This is a genomic window from Bacillus xiamenensis (assembly GCF_000300535.1).
GTDB classification, from domain to species: domain Bacteria; phylum Bacillota; class Bacilli; order Bacillales; family Bacillaceae; genus Bacillus; species Bacillus xiamenensis.
Genome location: NZ_AMSH01000003.1, coordinates 82,168 through 102,230, shown reverse-complemented (window position 1 = coordinate 102,230; position 20,063 = coordinate 82,168). Strand labels below are relative to the sequence as shown.

The 20,063-nt window shown below is 38.3% G+C and carries 19 protein-coding genes and 1 other annotated feature; of the genes, 3 read left to right on the top strand and 16 right to left on the bottom strand.

Annotation, left to right across the window (positions count from 1 at the left end; all coding sequences use genetic code 11):
* Positions 1 to 79 precede the first annotated feature (79 nt).
* Positions 80 to 745: an adaptor protein MecA gene (gene mecA / locus BA1_RS02355; RefSeq protein ID WP_008355321.1), complete on the bottom strand. Its 666-nt coding sequence runs from the start codon at positions 743 to 745 to the stop codon at positions 80 to 82.
* A 264-nt stretch (positions 746 to 1,009) separates the two neighbouring features.
* Here mecA and BA1_RS02350 point away from each other — a divergent pair, with 264 nt between their 5' ends.
* A complete protein-coding gene (locus BA1_RS02350; RefSeq protein WP_008355318.1) occupies positions 1,010 to 1,675 on the top strand; it encodes a TerC family protein in 666 nt (221 codons plus the stop codon).
* A 40-nt stretch (positions 1,676 to 1,715) separates the two neighbouring features.
* Here BA1_RS02350 and spxA read toward each other — a convergent pair whose 3' ends face one another.
* From spxA to BA1_RS02310, 7 genes are all read right to left on the bottom strand, one after another.
* Positions 1,716 to 2,111, bottom strand: coding sequence for a transcriptional regulator SpxA (gene spxA / locus BA1_RS02345; RefSeq protein ID WP_003211421.1), 396 nt, complete (start codon positions 2,109 to 2,111; stop codon positions 1,716 to 1,718).
* Between the two features lie 193 nt (positions 2,112 to 2,304).
* Positions 2,305 to 2,883 (bottom strand): GNAT family N-acetyltransferase, encoded by a 579-nt coding sequence (locus tag BA1_RS02340; protein WP_008355315.1) that lies wholly within the window; start codon positions 2,881 to 2,883, stop codon positions 2,305 to 2,307.
* Positions 2,884 to 3,414: 531 nt separating this feature from the next.
* Entirely contained in the window at positions 3,415 to 4,365 is a 951-nt protein-coding gene (locus BA1_RS02330; protein WP_420196176.1) for an ABC transporter ATP-binding protein, read from the bottom strand.
* Entirely contained in the window at positions 4,334 to 5,395 is a 1,062-nt protein-coding gene (locus BA1_RS02325; RefSeq protein ID WP_008355309.1) for an ABC transporter ATP-binding protein, read from the bottom strand. Before BA1_RS02325 ends, BA1_RS02330 begins: the two co-directional genes overlap by 32 nt.
* An 18-nt stretch (positions 5,396 to 5,413) precedes the next feature.
* Positions 5,414 to 6,442 carry an oligopeptide ABC transporter permease gene (gene opp3C, locus BA1_RS02320; protein WP_008355306.1) on the bottom strand — a complete coding sequence of 343 codons (1,029 nt, stop codon included), beginning with the start codon at positions 6,440 to 6,442 and terminating at the stop codon, positions 5,414 to 5,416.
* The gene (gene opp3b / locus BA1_RS02315; RefSeq protein ID WP_008355304.1) at positions 6,442 to 7,371 is read right to left on the bottom strand and encodes an oligopeptide ABC transporter permease; all 930 of its coding nucleotides are present in this window, start codon (positions 7,369 to 7,371) and stop codon (positions 6,442 to 6,444) included. Before opp3b ends, opp3C begins: the two co-directional genes overlap by 1 nt.
* A 109-nt stretch (positions 7,372 to 7,480) precedes the next feature.
* Positions 7,481 to 9,139, bottom strand: a complete 1,659-nt coding sequence (locus BA1_RS02310; protein WP_008355303.1) for a peptide ABC transporter substrate-binding protein — start codon at positions 9,137 to 9,139, stop codon at positions 7,481 to 7,483.
* A 449-nt stretch (positions 9,140 to 9,588) separates the two neighbouring features.
* On the opposite strand from BA1_RS02310, the gene BA1_RS18440 reads away from it, so the two are divergent.
* Positions 9,589 to 9,852 (top strand): DUF3899 domain-containing protein, encoded by a 264-nt coding sequence (locus BA1_RS18440; RefSeq protein WP_237739180.1) that lies wholly within the window; start codon positions 9,589 to 9,591, stop codon positions 9,850 to 9,852.
* Between the two features lie 44 nt (positions 9,853 to 9,896).
* Positions 9,897 to 10,115: a binding site (T-box leader), on the top strand.
* A gap of 53 nt (positions 10,116 to 10,168) precedes the next feature.
* Positions 10,169 to 11,164, top strand: a complete 996-nt coding sequence (gene trpS, locus BA1_RS02305) for a tryptophan--tRNA ligase (RefSeq protein WP_008355298.1) — start codon at positions 10,169 to 10,171, stop codon at positions 11,162 to 11,164.
* Positions 11,165 to 11,199: 35 nt separating this feature from the next.
* On the opposite strand, the gene BA1_RS02300 is transcribed toward trpS, so the two are convergent.
* From BA1_RS02300 to BA1_RS02265, 8 genes are all read right to left on the bottom strand, one after another.
* Positions 11,200 to 11,952, bottom strand: coding sequence for a YjbA family protein (locus BA1_RS02300; RefSeq protein ID WP_008355296.1), 753 nt, complete (start codon positions 11,950 to 11,952; stop codon positions 11,200 to 11,202).
* Between the two features lie 72 nt (positions 11,953 to 12,024).
* Entirely contained in the window at positions 12,025 to 13,302 is a 1,278-nt protein-coding gene (locus BA1_RS02295) for an MFS transporter (protein WP_008355295.1), read from the bottom strand.
* 152 nt (positions 13,303 to 13,454) lie between these two features.
* Positions 13,455 to 14,207, bottom strand: a complete 753-nt coding sequence (locus BA1_RS02290; protein WP_008355293.1) for an SAM-dependent methyltransferase — start codon at positions 14,205 to 14,207, stop codon at positions 13,455 to 13,457.
* Between the two features lie 116 nt (positions 14,208 to 14,323).
* Positions 14,324 to 15,223, bottom strand: a complete 900-nt coding sequence (opp4C, locus tag BA1_RS02285) for an oligopeptide ABC transporter permease (RefSeq protein ID WP_082194716.1) — start codon at positions 15,221 to 15,223, stop codon at positions 14,324 to 14,326.
* Positions 15,224 to 15,256: 33 nt separating this feature from the next.
* Positions 15,257 to 16,207: an ABC transporter permease gene (locus tag BA1_RS02280; protein ID WP_008355289.1), complete on the bottom strand. Its 951-nt coding sequence runs from the start codon at positions 16,205 to 16,207 to the stop codon at positions 15,257 to 15,259.
* Between the two features lie 77 nt (positions 16,208 to 16,284).
* Positions 16,285 to 17,919, bottom strand: a complete 1,635-nt coding sequence (locus BA1_RS02275) for a peptide-binding protein (protein ID WP_008355287.1) — start codon at positions 17,917 to 17,919, stop codon at positions 16,285 to 16,287.
* 82 nt (positions 17,920 to 18,001) lie between these two features.
* Complete coding sequence (locus tag BA1_RS02270) at positions 18,002 to 18,997, bottom strand: ABC transporter ATP-binding protein (protein WP_034738237.1); 996 nt, start codon at positions 18,995 to 18,997, stop codon at positions 18,002 to 18,004.
* Positions 18,998 to 19,020: 23 nt separating this feature from the next.
* Positions 19,021 to 20,001, bottom strand: a complete 981-nt coding sequence (locus tag BA1_RS02265; protein ID WP_008355283.1) for an ABC transporter ATP-binding protein — start codon at positions 19,999 to 20,001, stop codon at positions 19,021 to 19,023.
* Between the last annotated feature and the right edge of the window lie 62 nt (positions 20,002 to 20,063).

Below are 20,063 nucleotides of genomic sequence, written 5' to 3'. Positions count from 1 at the left end.
TTCTCCTTGCCGATCACTTTGTTTAGCTATTCATTCAGATAAAAAAGTCGATTCCTCTATAGAAATCGACTTTTTGTTGTTACGAGAAGTGCTTTTGAATTGTTTCAAGCGCATTCTCTTTGACAATCAGCTGACCGTATTCTTGCAGTCTGTAGATGCTGACGACTGATTCATGAGCATATTCAAGCAAAATGCTAAGCTTATTCTCCACTTGCTCATCTGACAAATCCTCGTGGAAGTCAACATATAGATAATAACGGTTTTCAAACGAATATAAACTTGTGGTAAAATCCTGCATATTTAATTGAGAAAGTGCAATTAAATCTTCAAAGTCAGCCATTTTCAACACGAATTGAAGTTGAAGTTTTTTATCCTTCTCATTATGTTCTTCTTGATCCTGCTCTTCTTTATGAAAATCATCAAGCAATGCGTCTAAGCTTTCTTCATCTGTTTGATCTTTTTTATCTTCTGGAATCGGCAATTCGAGCTTTTGTCCATCTTTAGAAAGTTGGGCTTTTGTCACGACAATTTCAAGACCTTTATCAAGTGCCTGTACTTGAATCCAAAGCGGTCCCTCTACTGCAAACTCTTCTTCTTCGTGCACTTCGTCCATTACTTCCCAAAACAGCTCTTCACTGCGCTCACGATTATACCAAATCTCTTCACGGTCAAAACCGCGATCTTCAATATCACCATAGGAAATATAAAATTTCACTGTATGTTCATTTATTCTTTCGATTTCCATTTTGCCAACCTTCCCTTCTATATAAGATGTTGAAGGGACATACAAGCTCCCAATTAATAGTACTTTACTACACTTTACCCGTTCCGTCTACATGTTAACCATTTAAAGAATTGAGGTATTGCTTTGTACTGTCTATTTTATGATAAAACATGAATAAAAGAAATAAAAACGCATTTTTTGCAGAGAAAACTTGCAGAAACATATATTTGAATTGTCCTCATATATTGGTTGTACGAGCTCTTTTAGTGAAATGAGGTGAACTGGATGGAAGCAGAGTGGATCGTATCCTTACTGATGATTATTGGCATAGACCTCATATTAGGTGGAGATAATGCGCTGATCATTGCGATGGCCAGTCGAAGCTTATCAAATGAAAAACGAAATAAAGCGATATGGATCGGCACACTTTTGGCAGTGCTGATGAGAATTACGATGACTGGTGCTGCTGTTTATTTATTGACCATCCCTTATTTGCAATTTATCGGCGGTCTCTTTCTCCTTTATATAGGATACAATTTGTTAATTGAACAAAAGAAAGAATCCATTCGGATTAAAAGCAGCGGCTCCCTTTGGCGGGCTGTGCAGACGATTGTCATTGCCGATCTTTTTATGTCACTTGATAATGTGATTGCTGTTGCAGGCGCCGCTAAAGGGAACATGGTGCTCACCGCTTTTGGCTTAATGATTTCAGTACCCATTATTATTTGGGGAAGTAAGCTGATTCATGCAGCACTAATCAAATGTCCGTTTCTTTTATATGGAGGCAGCGCCCTGTTAGCTTTTACTGGTGGAGAAATGATTGTCCGTGATGTGAAACTGAATGAATTTATGACTCAGCATGCAACACTTGAATTTTTGCTCCCCTTTTTAACCGTAGCGACCGTCATTTTAGCCAGCCTCTTTTATGAACAAACCGCTGAAAACAAATAAAAAAAGCTGCCAAATGATCGGCAGCTTTTCGTTTTGTCTATTAGTTAGCAAGTCGCTGAGCTTCTCTTAGTTGGAATGTACGAACCGTTCTTGGAAGGAAGCGTCTAATTTCATCTTCGTTGTATCCAACTTGCAGTCTTTTTTCATCCAAGATAATTGGACGTCTTAAAAGACCTGGATGCTCATTGATTAGTTTATACAATTGTTGAAGCGGCATTGTCTCAACATTCACATTTAGTTTTTGGAATACTTTCGAACGTGTTGAGATAATTTCATCTGTACCGTCTTCTGTCATTCGAAGAATTTCTTTGATTTCATCGATTGAAAGAGGCTCAGAAAAGATGTTTCTCTCTTGATACGGGATATTGTGCTCTTCTAACCACGCTCTTGCTTTTCTACATGATGTACAGCTTGGTGATGTGTATAATGTTACCATAAATCTTCACTCCTCAATTTGTAGAATGAATATTGATCTGTATTCTCAAATTAAAATTGTTCTAAATAAGTAATCTTTATAGTGATTATACTATAAAAAAGTAAGTGTGAACAGTTTTTCTTGCAATTTTTGTGACAAAAACTAGACAATTTCATTCATTTTGCGGTGCTGTTTGATGTCTGAACATTCTCATTTAGTCGAGATGATCGAAAATATTTTTTTGTTTTCTATTTTCAATGACCTTCAATACATCATCAACATCCTCATACGATTGTCCATACCATTTTTCATCTTTATACGTATGGATTCTTTCGTACGTCTTCCTCATGGCCTCCATCATTTCTTCTTCGTTATCTGTAAGAGGTGACCAATAAAGAATTTCCATGCGGTTCACTTCATTCGTTGCAAGTGACCTGCGTTTATAACCGATTGATTCAGCATGCTTGAAGTGCTCTCTTTGGTAAAACTTTAGGCGTTTTGCTGTATCTGCATCATCATCATCTACAGGCTCGACCTCAAGTAAGATCGGTTTCTTTTTTTGCTTTAGCTTATGAATGAGCTTTGAGCCGAGGCCTTCACCCCTCGCATCTTTGGAAACAAATAAATAATCAATAAAGATGAAAGAATCAAATTCAGCGTACATCATCACATGATGAGGTCCTTCTTCCTTATGATAAATATCACTTCTTTCCTTTAATAAAGCCTCCATATGCTCTTTTGACTTCATTTCTTCTATCGGGAAGTATTCACTGAGCTTTTCATACCAATTCATGGATCCGCTCCTTATCATATAGTTAAGAACCACTTCCTTAGATATTCCCGATTTCCTGCTATTTAAACACCTGTACTAGTAAGACGCAGCAATGTCATTGATGGTTTCACTTTTTTTCAAACAAAACAAAAAAAAGTTTTATATCGAACGATTCATGAGCATTTGAAAGCAAACAAACAAAAGAAGTGTCATTGCGATTTGAAACATGATGAAATAAAGGTATTTCATACGCCGGACTTCTTCCTTCTGTTTATTCGTGCGCCGATATACAGCAAATTCAACCGAAAACGAAATGATGCAAATGAGCACAAAAATTCGATCATCCACTTTCCTCCGTTTGGTTTTGTTAAAAAAGACATTGAAAAAAAGCATAGTGACGATAAAAAAGTGAAAGCATGAATAGCGAAACGTCTTCCATCACAACATTTGATTTCCTCCTGATTTACTCATTTTACATAAAAATCACCATCAACTTATTTTTTTGTAAAATAAAAAAAGAAGCACTGACCTCGCAGTGCTTCTTCTCTGTTCTTATTGTTTTGCTTTGATCTCTTTGAATTCTTCCTCAGTACAGCTGACAAAGTGACCTGGCTTGACTTCACGAAATTCCGTATTTGTTCCTTTATGAACAGATGGATCGTATTTAATCCGTTTGCGGTTACGCTCATAATCAGGATCTGGAAGCGGAATCGCAGATAGTAATGATTTTGTATATGGATGAAGCGGGTTTTCATATAATTCATTCGCTGGTGCCAGCTCAACCAATTTCCCAAAATACATCACACCGATACGATCGCTAATGTATTTCACCATGGAAAGGTCATGCGCAATGAATAAATACGTTAAGCCCTTTTCTTCTTGCAGTTCTTTCATTAAATTGACGACCTGCGCTTGGATGGACACATCTAGTGCAGAGATTGGCTCGTCGGCAATGATGAAATCCGGCTCAACAGCTAATGCACGAGCAATTCCAATACGCTGTCTTTGACCACCTGAAAATTCATGCGGGTATCTATTCGCATGCTCTTTGTTCAAACCAACCGTTTCAAGCAATTGATACACACGCTCTTTACGTGCTTGTTTTGTTTTCGCAAGACCATGAATGTCAATGCCCTCTGCAATGATATCCACAACTTTCATTCTTGGGTTAAGTGAAGCATACGGATCCTGAAAAATCATTTGCATTTTTCGATTGAATTGCTTAAGGTCTGTTGTCGATTTTTTATCATGAACATTCTGTCCGTTAAAAATGACTTCACCACCTGTTGCGTTATATAAGCGAATGATGGTTCTTCCAGTAGTAGATTTCCCGCAACCAGACTCACCTACAAGACCTAATGTTTCTCCTCTATAAATGTCAAAGCTGACATCATCAACAGCTTTGACTTCATTTGGTTTACCCACATTAAAATATTGCTTAAGATTTTTCACTTGTAAAATAACATCTTTTTCACTCAACGTGATCCCTCCCTTTTTGCGCATGGAATTGTCGCATTCTTTCCTTAATTGATTCAGGAGGCTCTACTTTTGGTGCGTTAGGATGTAATAACCATGTAGCTGCAAAATGAGTTTCTGACACTTGATATAAAGGCGGCTGCTGTTCAAAATCGATTTTCATTGCATATTGATTTCTAGCAGCAAACGGATCTCCTTTTGGGGGATTTAGCAAATCCGGCGGTGTCCCTGGAATTGCAAAAAGTTTCTCCTCTTTTGCATCAAGGCTTGGCATAGAGCTTAGTAATCCCCAAGTATATGGATGTTGGGGGTTATAGAAAATCTCATCTACTGTGCCAATTTCGACAATTTGACCACCATACATAACCGCTACACGATCTGCTACATTCGCAACGACCCCTAAATCATGTGTAATAAAGATGATAGATGTCTCAATCTTTTTTTGAAGATCTTTCATCAATTCTAAAATCTGCGCTTGGATTGTCACATCTAAAGCTGTAGTTGGCTCGTCTGCAATTAAAATTTTCGGATTACAAGCAAGAGCTATTGCAACTACAACCCTTTGTCGCATTCCACCAGAAAATTGATGAGGGTATTGCTTAAATCTCTGTTCAGGTTTTGGGATACCTACAAGACTCAGAAGATCAAGTGCCCTTTTTTTAGCATCTTCTTTACTCGCATTTTGATGTTTTAAGATGGGCTCAATAATTTGCTTACCAATCGTCATTGTAGGATTCAAAGATGTCATTGGATCTTGAAAGACCATGGCAATATCTTTCCCTCTTATTTTCTGCATCTGTTTATCAGAAAGTTTTGTTAAATTTTTACCTTGAAACAAAATCTCTCCTTTTTTCACTTCAGAGTTAGATTTAGGAAGCAGCCCCATAATTGATTTAGAAGTAACTGATTTACCTGAACCTGATTCTCCAACAATTGCAAGCGTCTCACCTTTTTTTAATTCGAAATTCACACCTCGTATTGCCTTAACCTCACCAGCAAATGTGTGAAATGAAATATTTAAGTCATTCACTTTTAGAATCGTTTCTTGTTTATTCATCATCATCACCGCCCCGTACTAATCTTTCATTTTTGGATCAAGTGCATCTCTAACACCGTCGGCAACAAGGTTAAAGACGATCATGATAACACTAATAATAATTGCTGGATAAACCATCTGATATGGGAAAGCGATCATTGATTTAAATCCATCCTCAATTAATGTCCCTAGTGAAGCTTGCGGCTCTTGAAGACCCAATCCAATAAAGCTTAAGAAAGCTTCGAAGAAGATTGCACTAGGAATAGTGAACATTGTATTAATAATCATGACACCTGTTAAGTTAGGCAACATGTGTTTAAAAATAATTTTAAAGTTACTTAACCCCAACGTTCTAGCGGCTAGTACATATTCCTGTTCTTTCAGCTTCATGACTTGAGCACGTACAACCCTCGCCATACTGATCCACCCGGTAATACTTAGAGCAATAATTATTGGAATGATCCCTGGCTTTAAGACGAGAATCATTAATATGACAACGATTAAGTTTGGAATCCCCATTAGAACTTCTAAAATCCGTTGCATCGCATTATCGATTTTTCCGCCGAAATAGCCAGAAATAGCACCATAAGTAACACCAATAATTAAATCGATCACAGCTGCAACAACAGCAATCAGCAGTGAGATTTGAGTTCCTTTCCACACACGTGTAAACAGATCTCTCCCAAGATTATCAGTACCGAACCAGTAGTAATGATCAATTCCTTTTTGTTCATATGGATTGACAACATCACCGTTTTTTAGTTTTCTTTCACCAGTAAATGGAAGAAAACCAACATGCTCTAATCCTTGGATTCGAGGTGGTAAGTTCGCTTCAGACGTCGTTTGAGTACTAAAATCTTTACCACTAATTAATGGTCCAACTAGAGCCATGAATACAATTAAAAATAAAATGACCATACTAACAACAGCGGCTTTATTCTTTTTAATTCTAAGCCATGCGTCTTGCCAATAATTTAGACTTGGTTTTTCAATTTTTTCAGCAGAAAATGTATCAACACCAGCGGGCTCAAACAGACTTTTATCAATATTTTCTTCTTGCTGTTTCATTATTTGTTACCTCCCGCTACACGAATTCTAGGATCGATAATTCCATATAAAACATCGACAATAAATACAACCACTACAAAAAGAACAGCAAATAAGATTGTTGTACCCATGATGACTGGATAGTCATTGACTGTAATCGCCTTAACAAACTGTTCACCAATTCCAGGAATGGAGAAGATTTTTTCAATTACTAGAGAGCCCGTCATTAAACTAACAGTTAATGGGCCAAGTACTGTGACAACAGGTATTAAAGCATTTCTCATCGCATGCTTAAATGCAATCTCAAAATAGCCTGCTCCTTTTGCTTTTGCAAGCAAAATGTAGTCTGTCTCAAGTACTTCAACCATTTCTGTTCTCATAAAACGAGCACAAATGGAGATAGGGAACATTGCTAAAGCTATAGTAGGTAAAATTGTATATTCAAACCCATTCCAAAATTGAGTTGGTAGTAAGCCCAATTTCACCGCAATATAGTACTGAAGTAATCCAGCGAATACAAAGCTCGGAATTGATTTACCGATAACCGCCAAGAAAGTAGCGGAGTAATCCACCCATGTATTCTGCCTTAAAGCTCCAACTACTCCCAAAAAGATACCAACAATCGTTCCTAAAATAATCGCTTGAAGGCCTAGGACAGCAGATGGTCCTACTCGATATGAAAGAAGTTCTGTTACGGAGGTATTGTTGAATTGGAATGAAACACCTAAATCTCCGGTGAATGTGTTAATCATATAATGAAAATATTGAACTGGAATAGGCTGATCTAGTCCATATTTTGCATTAAGTACAGCCTGTTGAGCTTCTGACAACTTTTGCGCATTAACAAAAGGAGAACCTGGTATAAGTTTCATTAAGAAAAAAGTGATTGAAACAATGATAAAGAGGGTAACTACCATGTAGGCAACCCGTCTAATTAAGTATTTCAGCATACTTGCACCTCCTGATAAAACTGACTTTTCTGTATATTTCGACATATTTCTTTCAGTGAAAAAGAGAGTATATTCAGAGAATACACTCTCTTTTCTATAAGATTGTTAATTATCCTTCAATTTTCATCCATTTGTAGCTGAATTCTGGTCCAACTTTGTGAATGACAAACCCTTTAACTTTATCATTTATCAGATAGTTAGTTGCTCTCTGATAAATTGGTGAAAGTGCTGCATCATCTTGTAGTAATACTTTTTCAGCTTCCTGTAAAGCTTTCCAACGTTCTTCAGGTTTTGCAGCTAATTTTCCAGATGCATCTTTTAACAACTGATCATATTTTTTATCTGAGTAACCCATGTGGTTGTTTCCGCCATCTGTAATAAATAAGTCAGAGAACGTGATCGGATCGAGGTAATCTGGACCCCATCCAGCCATCTGAAGATCGTAATCCTCTTTCTTATCACGATCAATTCTAGTAGCGAAAGGAACACTTTGAATATTGATGTCTAAGCCAGGTAAAGTTTTCTCGAGCTGATCTTTAATGAACGCACCGATCGTTTTAGCTGTCTCAGAATCATCACCTAAGTAATTAAGCGTTACTTTAGACGTTCCTAATTCTTTTAAACCTTTTTCAAAAAGTTTTTTAGCTTCTTTTTTGTTCGTTTTTAAGTATTTAGGCATTCCATCACGGAAATCTTTTCCGTTTTCATCATATACGAAATCTTTTGGAATTTGATAGTATGCAGCAACTGAACCATTCTGCAATACATCATTTACAAACGCTTCTTTGTCAATTGCTGTTGCGATTGCACGACGAATGTTTTCATTCTTTAAAGATTTATTTCCTTGGTTCATTTTCAACCAGAACACAGTAGGCTCTAGTAATCGTTTCATCCGCTTATCACCTTCGTATTGAGAGATGATTGCAGGTGTTGATAATTTAGGTGTAATATCAGCTTCTCCCGCTTCAAAAGCGTTAACAGCTGCTTGTGGATCTTTAGATACTTTAAAAGTAATTTTTGTCATAGAGACGTTCTTTTTGTCCCAATATTCTTCATTCTTTTTGTATTCCCAAGTAGTTGCTTGTGGTCCATCCCAAGATGAAAGTTCATATGGTCCGTTGTATACAAGGTTCTTTGCAGTCTTTGCATATTTATCACCTTGTTCTTTAACGAATTTTTCATTCACTGGATAGAAAGTTGGGAATGAAAGTAGCGATTGGAAGTAAGGAATTGGCTTTTCAAGTGTAATTTGCAGTTCTTTATCGTTTACAGCTTTAATGCCTAGTTCGTCAGGCTTTGCTTTTTTGTTGTAAACCTTATCAGCATTCTTAATTTTACCAACCATCATATATGGGCCATACTCAGACTTTTGTTCTGGATCTAAAGCACGTTGCCAAGCATATACGAAGTCTTGTGCTGTTACTGGATCACCATTAGACCATTTCGCATCTTTAAGTTTAATGGTATAAACTGTTTTATCTTTGTTAGCAACTGGTTCCCCATCAGCCATACCAGGCACTAATTCTTCTTTATCGTTGAAACGATACAAACCTTCAAAAACGTTATTCATAGTTGTGAAACTAATTGTATCGCTCGCTTGGATTGTATCCATTGCAGGCATTTCCTGTGATTCTAAAATTGTAGCCTCTTGTTTTGTATCTTTGGATGCAGTGCCCTTGTCGCTACTTTGTTTACCTGAACATGCAGATACAAAAATAGTCAGCACCAATAAAAAAACTAAAAGCAGTGAAAATTTAGACTTTTTCATCTAGTTGTTAACCTCCCCTTCATAAATGAACTACAGGAACTATTATACTAGCAAATAAGTAATTGTGCATTCATTTTTTTAAGAAAATTTTCATATTTGTACTGTTTTTTAATAATTTTATAAAAAAATTGAAATAATTTGGTTATTTTTCTTTGATTTTGTGATCTTAAATACCTAATCAGAGGTAATCCTGTCAATACAATTGGCAATATCCATGATTCATTGTAAACTGATATCAAGAAATCGATTTAAACAACTGCTTCATTCCTTGTTTCGTTTTTCTTATATAGTGAAAGTCTTGGATTAAACATATTTATTGCTATTTTAGTACAGTAAAGTTTTAATGCGCAGGAGTGATTGATATTAGATTTTTTATTCTTTTACTTAGTTCTAATTTCCTTGTTTTCATTTTAAGTTTTATTTTTTATCGGCACATATCTTTATTAAGCATGATTAACATCACATTTTATTTAGCATCTGGCTCTTTGCTAATATGGTTATCGTTAATTACTTTAAAGAGTGGATTTTTTGATCAAATATCATACAGCTTCCGAAAAGTGTTTAATTCATTAAATAAGCAAAAGGACGATTTTAATGAAGATTTAAACAAACAGTTATCATTATCTTTTCAAAACAACTTTTCAAGCTTAAAAATATTAGGTTTGAGTTTACTAACCGAAATGTTTATTTTGCTCTTCATTTATTATAGATAGGCTTTGACTTTTGATTTTTGCTTATTTATAATGGATTAAATTATACTGTTGCGATGAAAAAGAAGAGTACATAGATTCACCATTTACAGAGAGTCTGCGGCTGGTGTAAGCAGATAATGGGATGTATGGAATGGGCTTTGGAGCAGCTAACCGAACACTTGCTAAAGTTAGTAGGCTTAGACGGAGCAGTCTCCGATATCAACGTCTTGAGTGATTTCTGATTGAAATAACAAGGGTGGTACCGCGGTTCATTCGTCCCTTTTCTGTTGAAAAGTGACGGGTGGGCCTTTTTATATTGAAGAAAAGAGGTTTTAGTATGACAAAGAAGACGATTTTTTCAGGCATTCAGCCTAGTGGTTCTGTGACATTAGGGAACTACATTGGCGCAATGAAACAGTTTGTTGATTTACAACATGACTATCATGGCTACTTTTGCGTGGTCGATCAGCATGCGATTACAGTAAGTCAGGATCGTTTAGCCCTTCGCAAAAATATTAGAAGCTTAGCAGCACTTTATTTGGCAGTTGGACTTGATCCAGAAAAAGCAACATTGTTTATCCAATCAGAGGTACCTGCCCACGCCCAGGCAGGATGGATGCTTCAATGTGTCGCTTATATTGGGGAATTAGAAAGAATGACTCAATTTAAGGACAAATCCGCCGGGAAAGAAGCTGTCGTTTCAGGTCTGTTAACGTATCCGCCATTAATGGCTGGCGATATCTTATTATACGGTACTGATTTAGTCCCTGTCGGTGAGGATCAAAAGCAGCATCTGGAATTGACAAGAACGCTTGCTGAGCGCTTTAACCGAAAGTATAACGACATCTTTACTGTACCTGAAGTGAAAATTCCAAAAGAAGGCGCTCGGATCATGTCTTTAACAGACCCAACGAAAAAGATGAGCAAATCCGATCCGAACCAAAAGTCCTTCATTACCTTATTAGATGAACCAAAGCAGCTTGAAAAGAAAATTAAAAGTGCTGTGACTGATTCAGAAGGCGTCGTCAAATATGACAAAGAGAACAAGCCTGGAATTGCCAACTTGCTGACAATTTATTCTGTATTGGGTAACGTATCAATTGCGGAGCTTGAGCAAAAATACGAAGGCAAAGGCTATGGTGAGTTTAAGGGAGATCTTGCGAAAGTTGTGATAGATGCTTTAAAACCGATACAAGATCGATACTATGAACTCATTGAGTCAGACGAGCTTGACCGTATTCTAGACGAAGGTGCTGAAAAAGCAAACCGCGCGGCAAACAAAATGCTGAAAAAAATGGAGAATGCGATGGGCCTTGGCAGAAAACGCAAATAAGAAAGCTTGCAGCTGAACACGCTGCAAGCTTTTTCCTAATTGACTTTTGATTCGTTTTCCATTTCCCAAAGCTTTTCGAAAAATGGCTGCCCTTTAATCATTTTTTCACAGAAGGCCAAATGGTTTTCAGACCATCCATCAATGGTTTCATTGTACAGCATGTTCCAAATTTCCTCGAAAGACATTCGTTTGATCTGGTTGTACATACGCGGATTCCATTCCGTATACCAATACGCAATTTCCGCCCGGTTTTGAAGGCCCTTTAGTTGATCAAGCGCCATAAACATGAGCTGCTTCAGCTGTCTTTCTTTTCTCGTTAATCCGCTGATATGCTGCGGCGGCAATGACAAAATATGATACTCTTTCGTCGACTCAAGGTGATCTGTTGAAAATTCATATTCCTCCGCCTTCACATCTTTCACCATTTCATACACCAATTGCTCCTGCCTTGGGATTAAGCGGCTCTTTCTCACAGGAATGGAATACCCAATCGTATCCACTGCAATGATGCGAATGCCGTCGGTGACCACAAAGCAATACTCTAATTTACGCCGTTCATGATTTTTGCGAATATATGATTTCTCAAAAACAGATTCTAGCAGCGTCTTCGGCAGCTCAGATAGATCATTCTCTATGTAATCAAACAAAGGACTCTGCACCTTAAGTAAAGGTACTTGATCTAACAGCTCCACGCTGTCCTCCTTGCGCCACTCATGAAAATGGCATACATTATAGCCATTCTCTTCCCCTTCAAACCAATTCACCCATACGTCATGAAGAAATAACATAACCAATCCCTCACTTTTTAAAAACTGTTGTCCACAGTATGGGCAAGGGATAGAGAAATTATTCCAACTTTATTAAACTTCAAGCTGTGCTGCAGTTGAAGTGTCTTTATTTTTTTTCGTTACATTTAATAAGGCCGCAAAACCTTTCATCCTCATTGACAATAAACTGATAGCAAGCAATACTCCGCCAGAAATGGCAGTAATCCATATAACACCAATATATTTAGAAAAAATACCGGCGATGATTAATCCAAGTATGATACCGAAGTTAGAGAACATTTGTAAGATAGACATTGCACGTCCTCTATAAGCATTTGGAGTAAGCCCTAGAAATAAACTGCTAATCGGCACATTCAAGAAAGCATTCATTAAGCCGATACCAAAAACCCAAAGGTAGACTGGCGGTAACCCAAACAGTGCTTCTAGAAACTCAACCGGTATGATGACCATCATCCAAATTCCCATAAAGATCGTCGTTGTCATTAAAATATAACCAGGTTTGAATTTTCCAAGCAAGTAAGGACCTAAAATGGAACCTATGACGGCTCCGATTCCCGAAAATGCTTCAATCATCCCAAAATGAAAACCTGATACTTGAAACTCCTGTAGCAAAATAGAGTTAGATGTGGTATTAAAAATTCCTGCGATAAACATGACTTGTGTTAATAAAAGGATTAAAAAAGCAAGTGGTGCTGATTGAAATACGACTTTCAATCCTTGCTTGATCGCCGTCCACTGTTTTTCTTTAGAAGTTGAAGGACTCGATTCCTCATCTTTATTGTTCTTTCTCACAAGTACAGCCGTCAGCAAGATAAAACATGCGGATAGACTATAAGTAAAAATATCAATAATGAGTAGAGCTGTCGGTGAAAAGAAAAGAAGAAGTAGGCCTGCAATTCCAGGACCCGCAATTTGCATAACGGAATAAATACTTTGAGAAACCCCCATCGCTTCTGAAATATTTTTTTCCCCCACTACAACCGGAATATACGAGGAGCGCGCTGGATAAAAAAAAGCACTTCCTATACCTGATAAAAAAACGAGGGTAATGACATACACTGGATTGTTTAAACTAAAGATCATTCCTATTAATATGAAAGACCGAAATAAATCGGCTGCAATCATAATATGATGTTTTTGAAATCGGTCTGCCGCAACACCACCAATTAAGCCAAAGAAAAACATTGGTGAATATTGACAAAATAACACAAATCCAATTAATAACGGGTCATTCGATGTAGTTCCAACCACATAAAGGATGACAATAGTTGTAAGACCGTCCCCAAAACGGGAAATTAATTGTGCCATACAAAACATAAGGAATTGTGGCTTCTTCAGGATAGCGATCAATAAAATCAACCTCTCTATCTTCTCTTCTGAACTATTTACGTAAGAAAGTGCGTGTGATAGAACACGCACTTCTCAGAATGAATATAAATGTCAATTATTTTGTGATGATGATGATAACGTTTGTTTTCATAGGACTCACCCCCTTTAATGCTTCATTTTGTGCATAAAAGTATCGTGTTGTGAGCTTCTACGTTATATGAATTACCTTCAAAATCTCCATAAATATGTTTGACGATAAAACCAACATCTTTTAGCATATTTGTAATTTCAGCTACACTATATAACCTCATTTTGATGACATGGTTGGTTGTTTTGTCATTCACTATCCTTGTTTGTTCTATTTTAATAGTGCTGTTTACTATATCTAACTGTCTTTTTTCTAAGGCATAGCCTGTCTTTTCGTCTCCAAACCAGATAAGTGGATGGAAATACTTAATTATAAATTCTCGATTTGCAAGGTGAAGAAGTAATGTCCCACCTTCATTTAAACATGAATACATGGACCTGAGCATTTTCATGTTCTCATCATCTGACATATAGACAATTGATGTTTCCATATTAAGCACAACATCATACGTTCTAGGGGGATGAAAGTCTCTTCCATCTTCTAAAAATGTTGTCACTTGGTGATTTGACTCTTTTTCAATATACGCCAAAAAATCTTGATTAATATCCAGTCCATCTATTTGAAAACCTGCCTGCCAAAGTTGAAGCAGGTGTCTTCCATGTCCACAACAAAAATCTAAAATGTGTGGATGATTATAGTTTTGCAGAATTTTTCTTTGAATGAAGTCAATTTCCACATCCACATTTTGAGATAAAAGACGTGAGTAAATCTCTTTATACTGGAAACCAAAAAAGTTTGTACCATCATCTGAAATTGGTTTTTCCACTTTAGCAGACAATAAGGAGCTCCCCTCTCAATCTCTTATTTACTTTAAATCTATGGTACTATATTGAATTTCCTTTTTCAACCTTTTTTGATATAAATATACATTTTTTGTTACTTAAGTATGTCATATTATTTTAATTTTTTAGGATCTAGGGCATCTCTTAGTCCATCACCTAAGAAATTAAAGCATAGAACGGTTAGTAAAATCAGCAGACCCGGGAACAGCGGATACCACCATGCTTGGACCATTATGGAGAAATTTTGTGCATCTTGAAGCATGTTTCCCCAGCTCGCCGTTGGAGGCTGGATGCCGAATCCTAGATAGCTAAGCGTTGATTCAGCTAAAATGACAGAACCGACTTTTAATGTAGCAGACACAATAATGGGACCGATACAGTTCGGTAAAATATGCGAAAAGATGATGACATGGTTTTTCGTTCCGATCGTTCTTGCTGCGAGTACGAATTCTCTTGTGCGAAGTGATAAGAACTCACTGCGGATGAGCCTGGCCGTTGTTGTCCAGCCGGTCAATGCAAAGATTAAAATCAATTTATCAATACCCGGTTTAAAAATCGTCACTAGCGTGATTAAAAGAAAAATATCTGGAATTGACAACACCACATCAACCATTCTCATGAGCACTGAATCGACAAAGCCTTTAAAATAGCCCGCTACCGCCCCAACGACGGTACCAATGGTAATGGCTCCGACTACTGAGACGAAACCAACCAATAGAGACACCCTCGCCCCGTATAGTACCCTTGAAAAAATATCTCGGCCAAACTTGTCGGTTCCCATAAAATGCTCTGCACTTGGAGGCTGTAGCCGTTTCAATAAGTCTTGCTGTTCCGGTGCGTAAGGTGCGATCACTGGGGCGAAAATAGCCGAAAAGATAATGACCAATAAAATAGCGGAGCCGACAACCGCCAATTTATTTTTGAAAAATTTCTCGCAAAATAAACGAAGCATCGTCTCTGGTTTTGGCGGAAGGCCTTCTTTTAATTTGAGATCAACAGGAGGTGTCCCCATATTAGGTTGTGCCAATTGTGCTTCAGCTCCCTTCTAATATTCTATACGCGGATCAACGATCGCATAGAGAATATCCGCTATTAAGTTTCCAACAACCACGAGCACTGCGGAAATCACGGTCATTGCCATAATCACAGGGTAATCTCTTGAAAAGGCAGAATCGATAAATAGTTTTCCAAGACCCGGCCATGTGAAGATTTGTTCCACTACCACAGCGCCGCCAATAAAGGATGGAATCATGAGGCCGAAGATCGTAATGACAGGCATCAAACCATTTCTTAGCCCATGCTTGAAGATGACTTTGTTTTCTCTGAATCCTTTCGCTCTTGCCGTGCGAATGTAGTCCTGCCGCATCACATCAAGCATACTTGACCTTGTATAACGTGTAAGCCCGGCCATATCAGCCGTTGCTAACACAAAGGCCGGTAAAATAATATGATGAAGCCGGTCAAATAGATTAAAATCTGCATTTAAGGTAGCGACGCCACCGGTCGGAAACCACCCTAGATTCACAGATAAAACCATAATGAGGATTAGGCCAAACCAGAAATTTGGAATAGCCAGTCCGATAAATGATGTAACTGTAATGCCATAGTCAAGCTTCGTATACGGACGTTTTGCTGAAAGAACACCAAATGGGATGGCAATAATCAGGGCAACTAATGTAGAAAAGATCATGAGGATGAGGGTATTTGGCAGCCGGGCAAAAATCAAATCCGCCACGGGTGTTCCTTTTTTTACAATGGATGTGCCAAAGTCACCTTGAAGCATATTGCCAAGCCATTTCATATATTGCACATATTCCGGATCATTTAAGCCGTACTTATCAATAAAGGCTTCCCTGTCTGCGGCACTAATGGTAGGGTCCATCATGAGTGACATCGGATCGCCGGGTGCTGCTTTCATAATGGCAAAGGACAAAATCGTAATCCCAAACAAAATCGGAATGGAAAGAAGTGTCCTTCTAATGATATATGTAACCATGTGCACAACTCCTTTTTCATCGGATGGCTATACTATGATGAAAAAAGGGGAGAAACCTCCCCTTCTTCACTCATCATCTACTGTTCAATCCACCATTTTTCGATTTGGTAATACTCATCTTTCGGGTGGTAAGAGTAGCCTTGTAGATTAGATGGCATAGCGCGATGTGAGTTGGCATAATAAAGGAACGTGTAGGGCTGATCCTCTGCAATCAGCTCATAAATTTTTTCATACGCCTTCGAATACTCTTTTCGATCACTCAAGTTCTTAGCATCAACTAGCAGCTTATCGACTTCTTCATTTTTATACCAAATGTTATTTAAGCCTTTTTCTGATTGACTTGAATGGAAGATGCTGTATTGGTCAGGGAATGTCGCTAAGCTCCAGCCAAGTAATAGAGCATCATAATCCCATTTTGGCGGTGTGGTTTGTTCGATTAATGCACTAAACTCTACAATTTGTGGCTTTGCTTCAATGCCAATTTCTTTGAGCTGCTGCTGTACAACGACAGCAATATCTTCACGGACCTTGTTTCCTTGGTTCGTTTTCAAGACAAAGGAGAATTTTTTGCCATCCTTATCAAGATAGCCATCCCCATCTGTATCTTCCCAGCCTTCTTCTTTCAGCATCTTTTTCGCTTTTTCTTGGTCAAATTCAAAAACTGGGACATTTTCATTTTTTGGATAGTTCCATGACAGCGGACTTTCCGGAATGTTGGCTACTTTCCCGTCTCCTTCTAACACTTGATCAACAATCGTTTGACGATCAATGGCATGTGTAAGAGCTTGGCGGACTTTTTTACTTTTGAAAAGTTCGTTTTTCTGATTCCAGCCAATATAGGAATAATTCAATCCTAGATCAGACTCGATTTTGACGTTGCTGATTTTTTCAACTGTTTGCAGTTCTGATCCCGGTACAGCAAAGAAATCAATATCGCCTGCTGACAGCTGGGCAATGGCTGCATTCTGATCAGGAATGGTTTTAATGGTGACCGTATCAAGATAAGGACGTCCATCCCAATAATCATCAAATGCTTCTAGTTTGACGTAGTCTCCTTCTTTCCACTCGGCAAATTTAAATGGACCTGAACCGATTGGATTTTTTCGGTTAAATTCATTTTCGCCAAGATCCTTCACAGGCACATCACCTAAAATATGCTTTGGCAAAATGCCATAGCTTCCTAGGGTGACATTATAAAAATATGGATCTTTTTTATTCAGCTTGAATTCGATCGAGTAATCTCCAGTCTTTTTAACAGACTCTAATACTTCAAAGCCTGATCCACGCTCCCCATTGTAATCCTTATGGATTGGAATGCTGTATGTAAACACAACATCATCAGCAGTCAGTTCTTCGCCATCATGAAACTTCACGCCTTTTTTAATGGTCACATCAAACTGTTTGCCGTCATCAGATTCTTTAATATCTTCTGCCAGCGATAGCTGCGGGTTGAGCTTTCCGTCTGTTTGAAGTAAGAAGCTGTAAATTCTTTCTTCAATATCAGAACTTGCTACATCCGTTGAATATAGCGAGTTAAATAATGTAGGCTCTGCAATTGAACCGATGACAAGATCCCCGCCTTGTACCGGTTTACCTGTGGATTTCTTTTCACTGTCTCCTGACGTTTTATTTCCACTAGAGCAAGCAGTAAGGATCAGTGTAAAGATCAGCAGTAAACTGACCAAAATGGACTTTCTATTTCTTACTTTCATAGACAATTCCCCCTATTTGTTTAAAAATGATGACAGAAGCCCGTTTCATCCCCCCTCTCAAAGTTGAGATCATACTAGCTGATTAAGCGTCGTAGAGGTGACAGGCAACAAAGTGATTCGTCTTTAATTGTTGAAATTCTGGTACTTTTTCTTTACAGACTTCTTTCGCATACGGACATCTTGTGTGAAATACACAGCCTTTTGGCGGATTCGCAGGGCTTGGTAAATCCCCTTGCAGCATAATCCGTTCTCTTTTCACTTGGCCTTTTTTACGGGTGACTGGAACTGAAGATAGAAGCGCCTGTGTATATGGATGGAGCGGATCGTCGTACAGGCTGTGCTTATCCGCAAGCTCCATCATTTTGCCGAGATACATGACGCCGACTCTATCGCTAATATGCCGAACGACACTTAGATCGTGAGAGATAAATAGATAGGTCAGGTCAAATTCCTCCTGAAGCTCTTCCATCAAATTAATGACCTGAGCCTGAATGGAGACATCAAGTGCTGAAACAGGCTCATCCGCTATGATCATCTCGGGATTCATGGCAAGCGCTCGAGCGATGCCGATCCGCTGCCTTTGCCCGCCGGAGAATTCGTGCGGGTATCGATTCGCAAAACTTGGGTGAAGGCCAACTTTGGATAAAAGCTGTTCTACTTTTTCATTTCTTTCTTTTAAGGAATATAAGTGATGTGTTTTGTAGGGTTCTTTGATGATGCTTCGAAGTGTTTTTCTAGGGTTGAGTGATGCAAAGGGATCTTGAAAAACCATTTGGATGTTTTTCCTTGTTGATTGTCTGAGTTTTGATTCAGATACATGTGAAATATCTTGCCCTTTAAAAAGGATTTGTCCGTCTGTTGGCTGATATAAGCGAATCATTGTGCGCCCTAATGTGGATTTACCGCATCCAGACTCCCCAACGATTCCTAACGTTTCGCCTTTATAAATTTTCAGATCTATGCCGTCAACCGCTTTGACAGCTCCTACTTTCTTTTGCAACACTCCAGCTTTGATCGGAAAGTGTTTTCGTATATTTTTTAATTCCAGAATGGTTTCTTTCTCGGATCGTTTTGTCATGTATGGTTGATTTTCAGCAAGTGTCATGTTTGGCTTGCCTCCTCATATAAGAAACACCTGACGCTTCTGCCATTTTCAAATGTGTTCAGCTTGGGCAATTCTTCTTTGCAACGATCCATGACTTTCGGACATCTAGGAGCAAAGCGGCAGCCAGCCGGAAGCTGATCTGGCGCAGGGACATTTCCTTTTATCGCCGTTAATGGCTGAATCTCTCCGTCAATGACCGGAATGGATTCAAGCAGTCCTTCTGTGTATGGATGAAGCGGCTGATCAAACAACTCTTCGACAGTTCCGTTTTCAACAACCTGTCCGCAGTACATGACAATAACCCGATCTGCTACTTCCGACACAACACCTAAATCGTGCGTAATGAGAAGAATAGATGTACCAAAGGTTGAACATAAATCTTTCATTAAGGTAAGCATCTGGGCTTGTATGGTCACATCAAGAGCAGTAGTCGGCTCATCCGCAATGAGGAGCTTCGGATCACAGCTTAGCGCAATGGCAATCATTACTCGTTGACGCATACCACCGGATAAACGGTGCGGGTAATCTTTGATGATTTGTTCTGGCCTTGAAAAACCTACAAGCTTCAGCAAGTCAATCGCTTTTTTGGTCGCTTCTTTTTTTGAAAGTTTTTTGTGGTAAATGAGAATTTCTGTTATTTGTTCCCCGATGGTTAAGACGGGATTAAGTGAGGTCATGGGTTCCTGAAAAATCATGGATACATCATTACCCCGAATACTGCACAATTCCTTTTCACTATATGTAACAAGGTCTTTTCCATCAAGCTTAATGGAACCATCCATAATCTTCCCACCAGTCCCATTAATCAGACCCATGATGGATAAAGACGTAATACTTTTACCAGACCCAGACTCACCGACTAAGGCGACTGTTTCTCCTTTTTTAATACGAAAATCAACGCCATCAACAGCAGGTATTGGTTCCTTTTTTCGAAAAAAGTATGTTTTTAAGTTTTGCACTTCAAGCAGTGTGCTCATGCATTCGCCCCTTTCTTCATAGATCAAATGAACCGAATCAAAAGATTCCGCCTTTTCAGAAT

Excerpts from the sequence above, each read along its gene's own strand:
- BA1_RS02265 (WP_008355283.1), bottom strand. The coding sequence starts at position 20,001 with ATGAGCACACTGCTTGAAGTGCAAAACTTAAAAACATACTTTTTTCGA.
- BA1_RS02310 (WP_008355303.1), bottom strand. The coding sequence starts at position 9,139 with ATGAAAAAGTCTAAATTTTCACTGCTTTTAGTTTTTTTATTGGTGCTG.
- opp3C (WP_008355306.1), bottom strand. The coding sequence starts at position 6,442 with ATGAAACAGCAAGAAGAAAATATTGATAAAAGTCTGTTTGAGCCCGCT.
- BA1_RS02330 (WP_420196176.1), bottom strand. The coding sequence starts at position 4,365 with ATGCGCAAAAAGGGAGGGATCACGTTGAGTGAAAAAGATGTTATTTTA.
- BA1_RS02275 (WP_008355287.1), bottom strand. The coding sequence starts at position 17,919 with ATGAAAGTAAGAAATAGAAAGTCCATTTTGGTCAGTTTACTGCTGATC.
- BA1_RS02280 (WP_008355289.1), bottom strand. The coding sequence starts at position 16,207 with ATGGTTACATATATCATTAGAAGGACACTTCTTTCCATTCCGATTTTG.
- opp3b (WP_008355304.1), bottom strand. The coding sequence starts at position 7,371 with ATGCTGAAATACTTAATTAGACGGGTTGCCTACATGGTAGTTACCCTC.
- BA1_RS18440 (WP_237739180.1), top strand. The coding sequence starts at position 9,589 with ATGATTAACATCACATTTTATTTAGCATCTGGCTCTTTGCTAATATGG.
- spxA (WP_003211421.1), bottom strand. The coding sequence starts at position 2,111 with ATGGTAACATTATACACATCACCAAGCTGTACATCATGTAGAAAAGCA.
- BA1_RS02300 (WP_008355296.1), bottom strand. The coding sequence starts at position 11,952 with ATGTTATTTCTTCATGACGTATGGGTGAATTGGTTTGAAGGGGAAGAG.
- trpS (WP_008355298.1), top strand. The coding sequence starts at position 10,169 with ATGACAAAGAAGACGATTTTTTCAGGCATTCAGCCTAGTGGTTCTGTG.
- BA1_RS02270 (WP_034738237.1), bottom strand. The coding sequence starts at position 18,997 with ATGACAAAACGATCCGAGAAAGAAACCATTCTGGAATTAAAAAATATA.
- opp4C (WP_082194716.1), bottom strand. The coding sequence starts at position 15,223 with ATGGGGACACCTCCTGTTGATCTCAAATTAAAAGAAGGCCTTCCGCCA.
- BA1_RS02325 (WP_008355309.1), bottom strand. The coding sequence starts at position 5,395 with ATGAATAAACAAGAAACGATTCTAAAAGTGAATGACTTAAATATTTCA.
- BA1_RS02340 (WP_008355315.1), bottom strand. The coding sequence starts at position 2,883 with ATGAATTGGTATGAAAAGCTCAGTGAATACTTCCCGATAGAAGAAATG.
- BA1_RS02350 (WP_008355318.1), top strand. The coding sequence starts at position 1,010 with ATGGAAGCAGAGTGGATCGTATCCTTACTGATGATTATTGGCATAGAC.
- mecA (WP_008355321.1), bottom strand. The coding sequence starts at position 745 with ATGGAAATCGAAAGAATAAATGAACATACAGTGAAATTTTATATTTCC.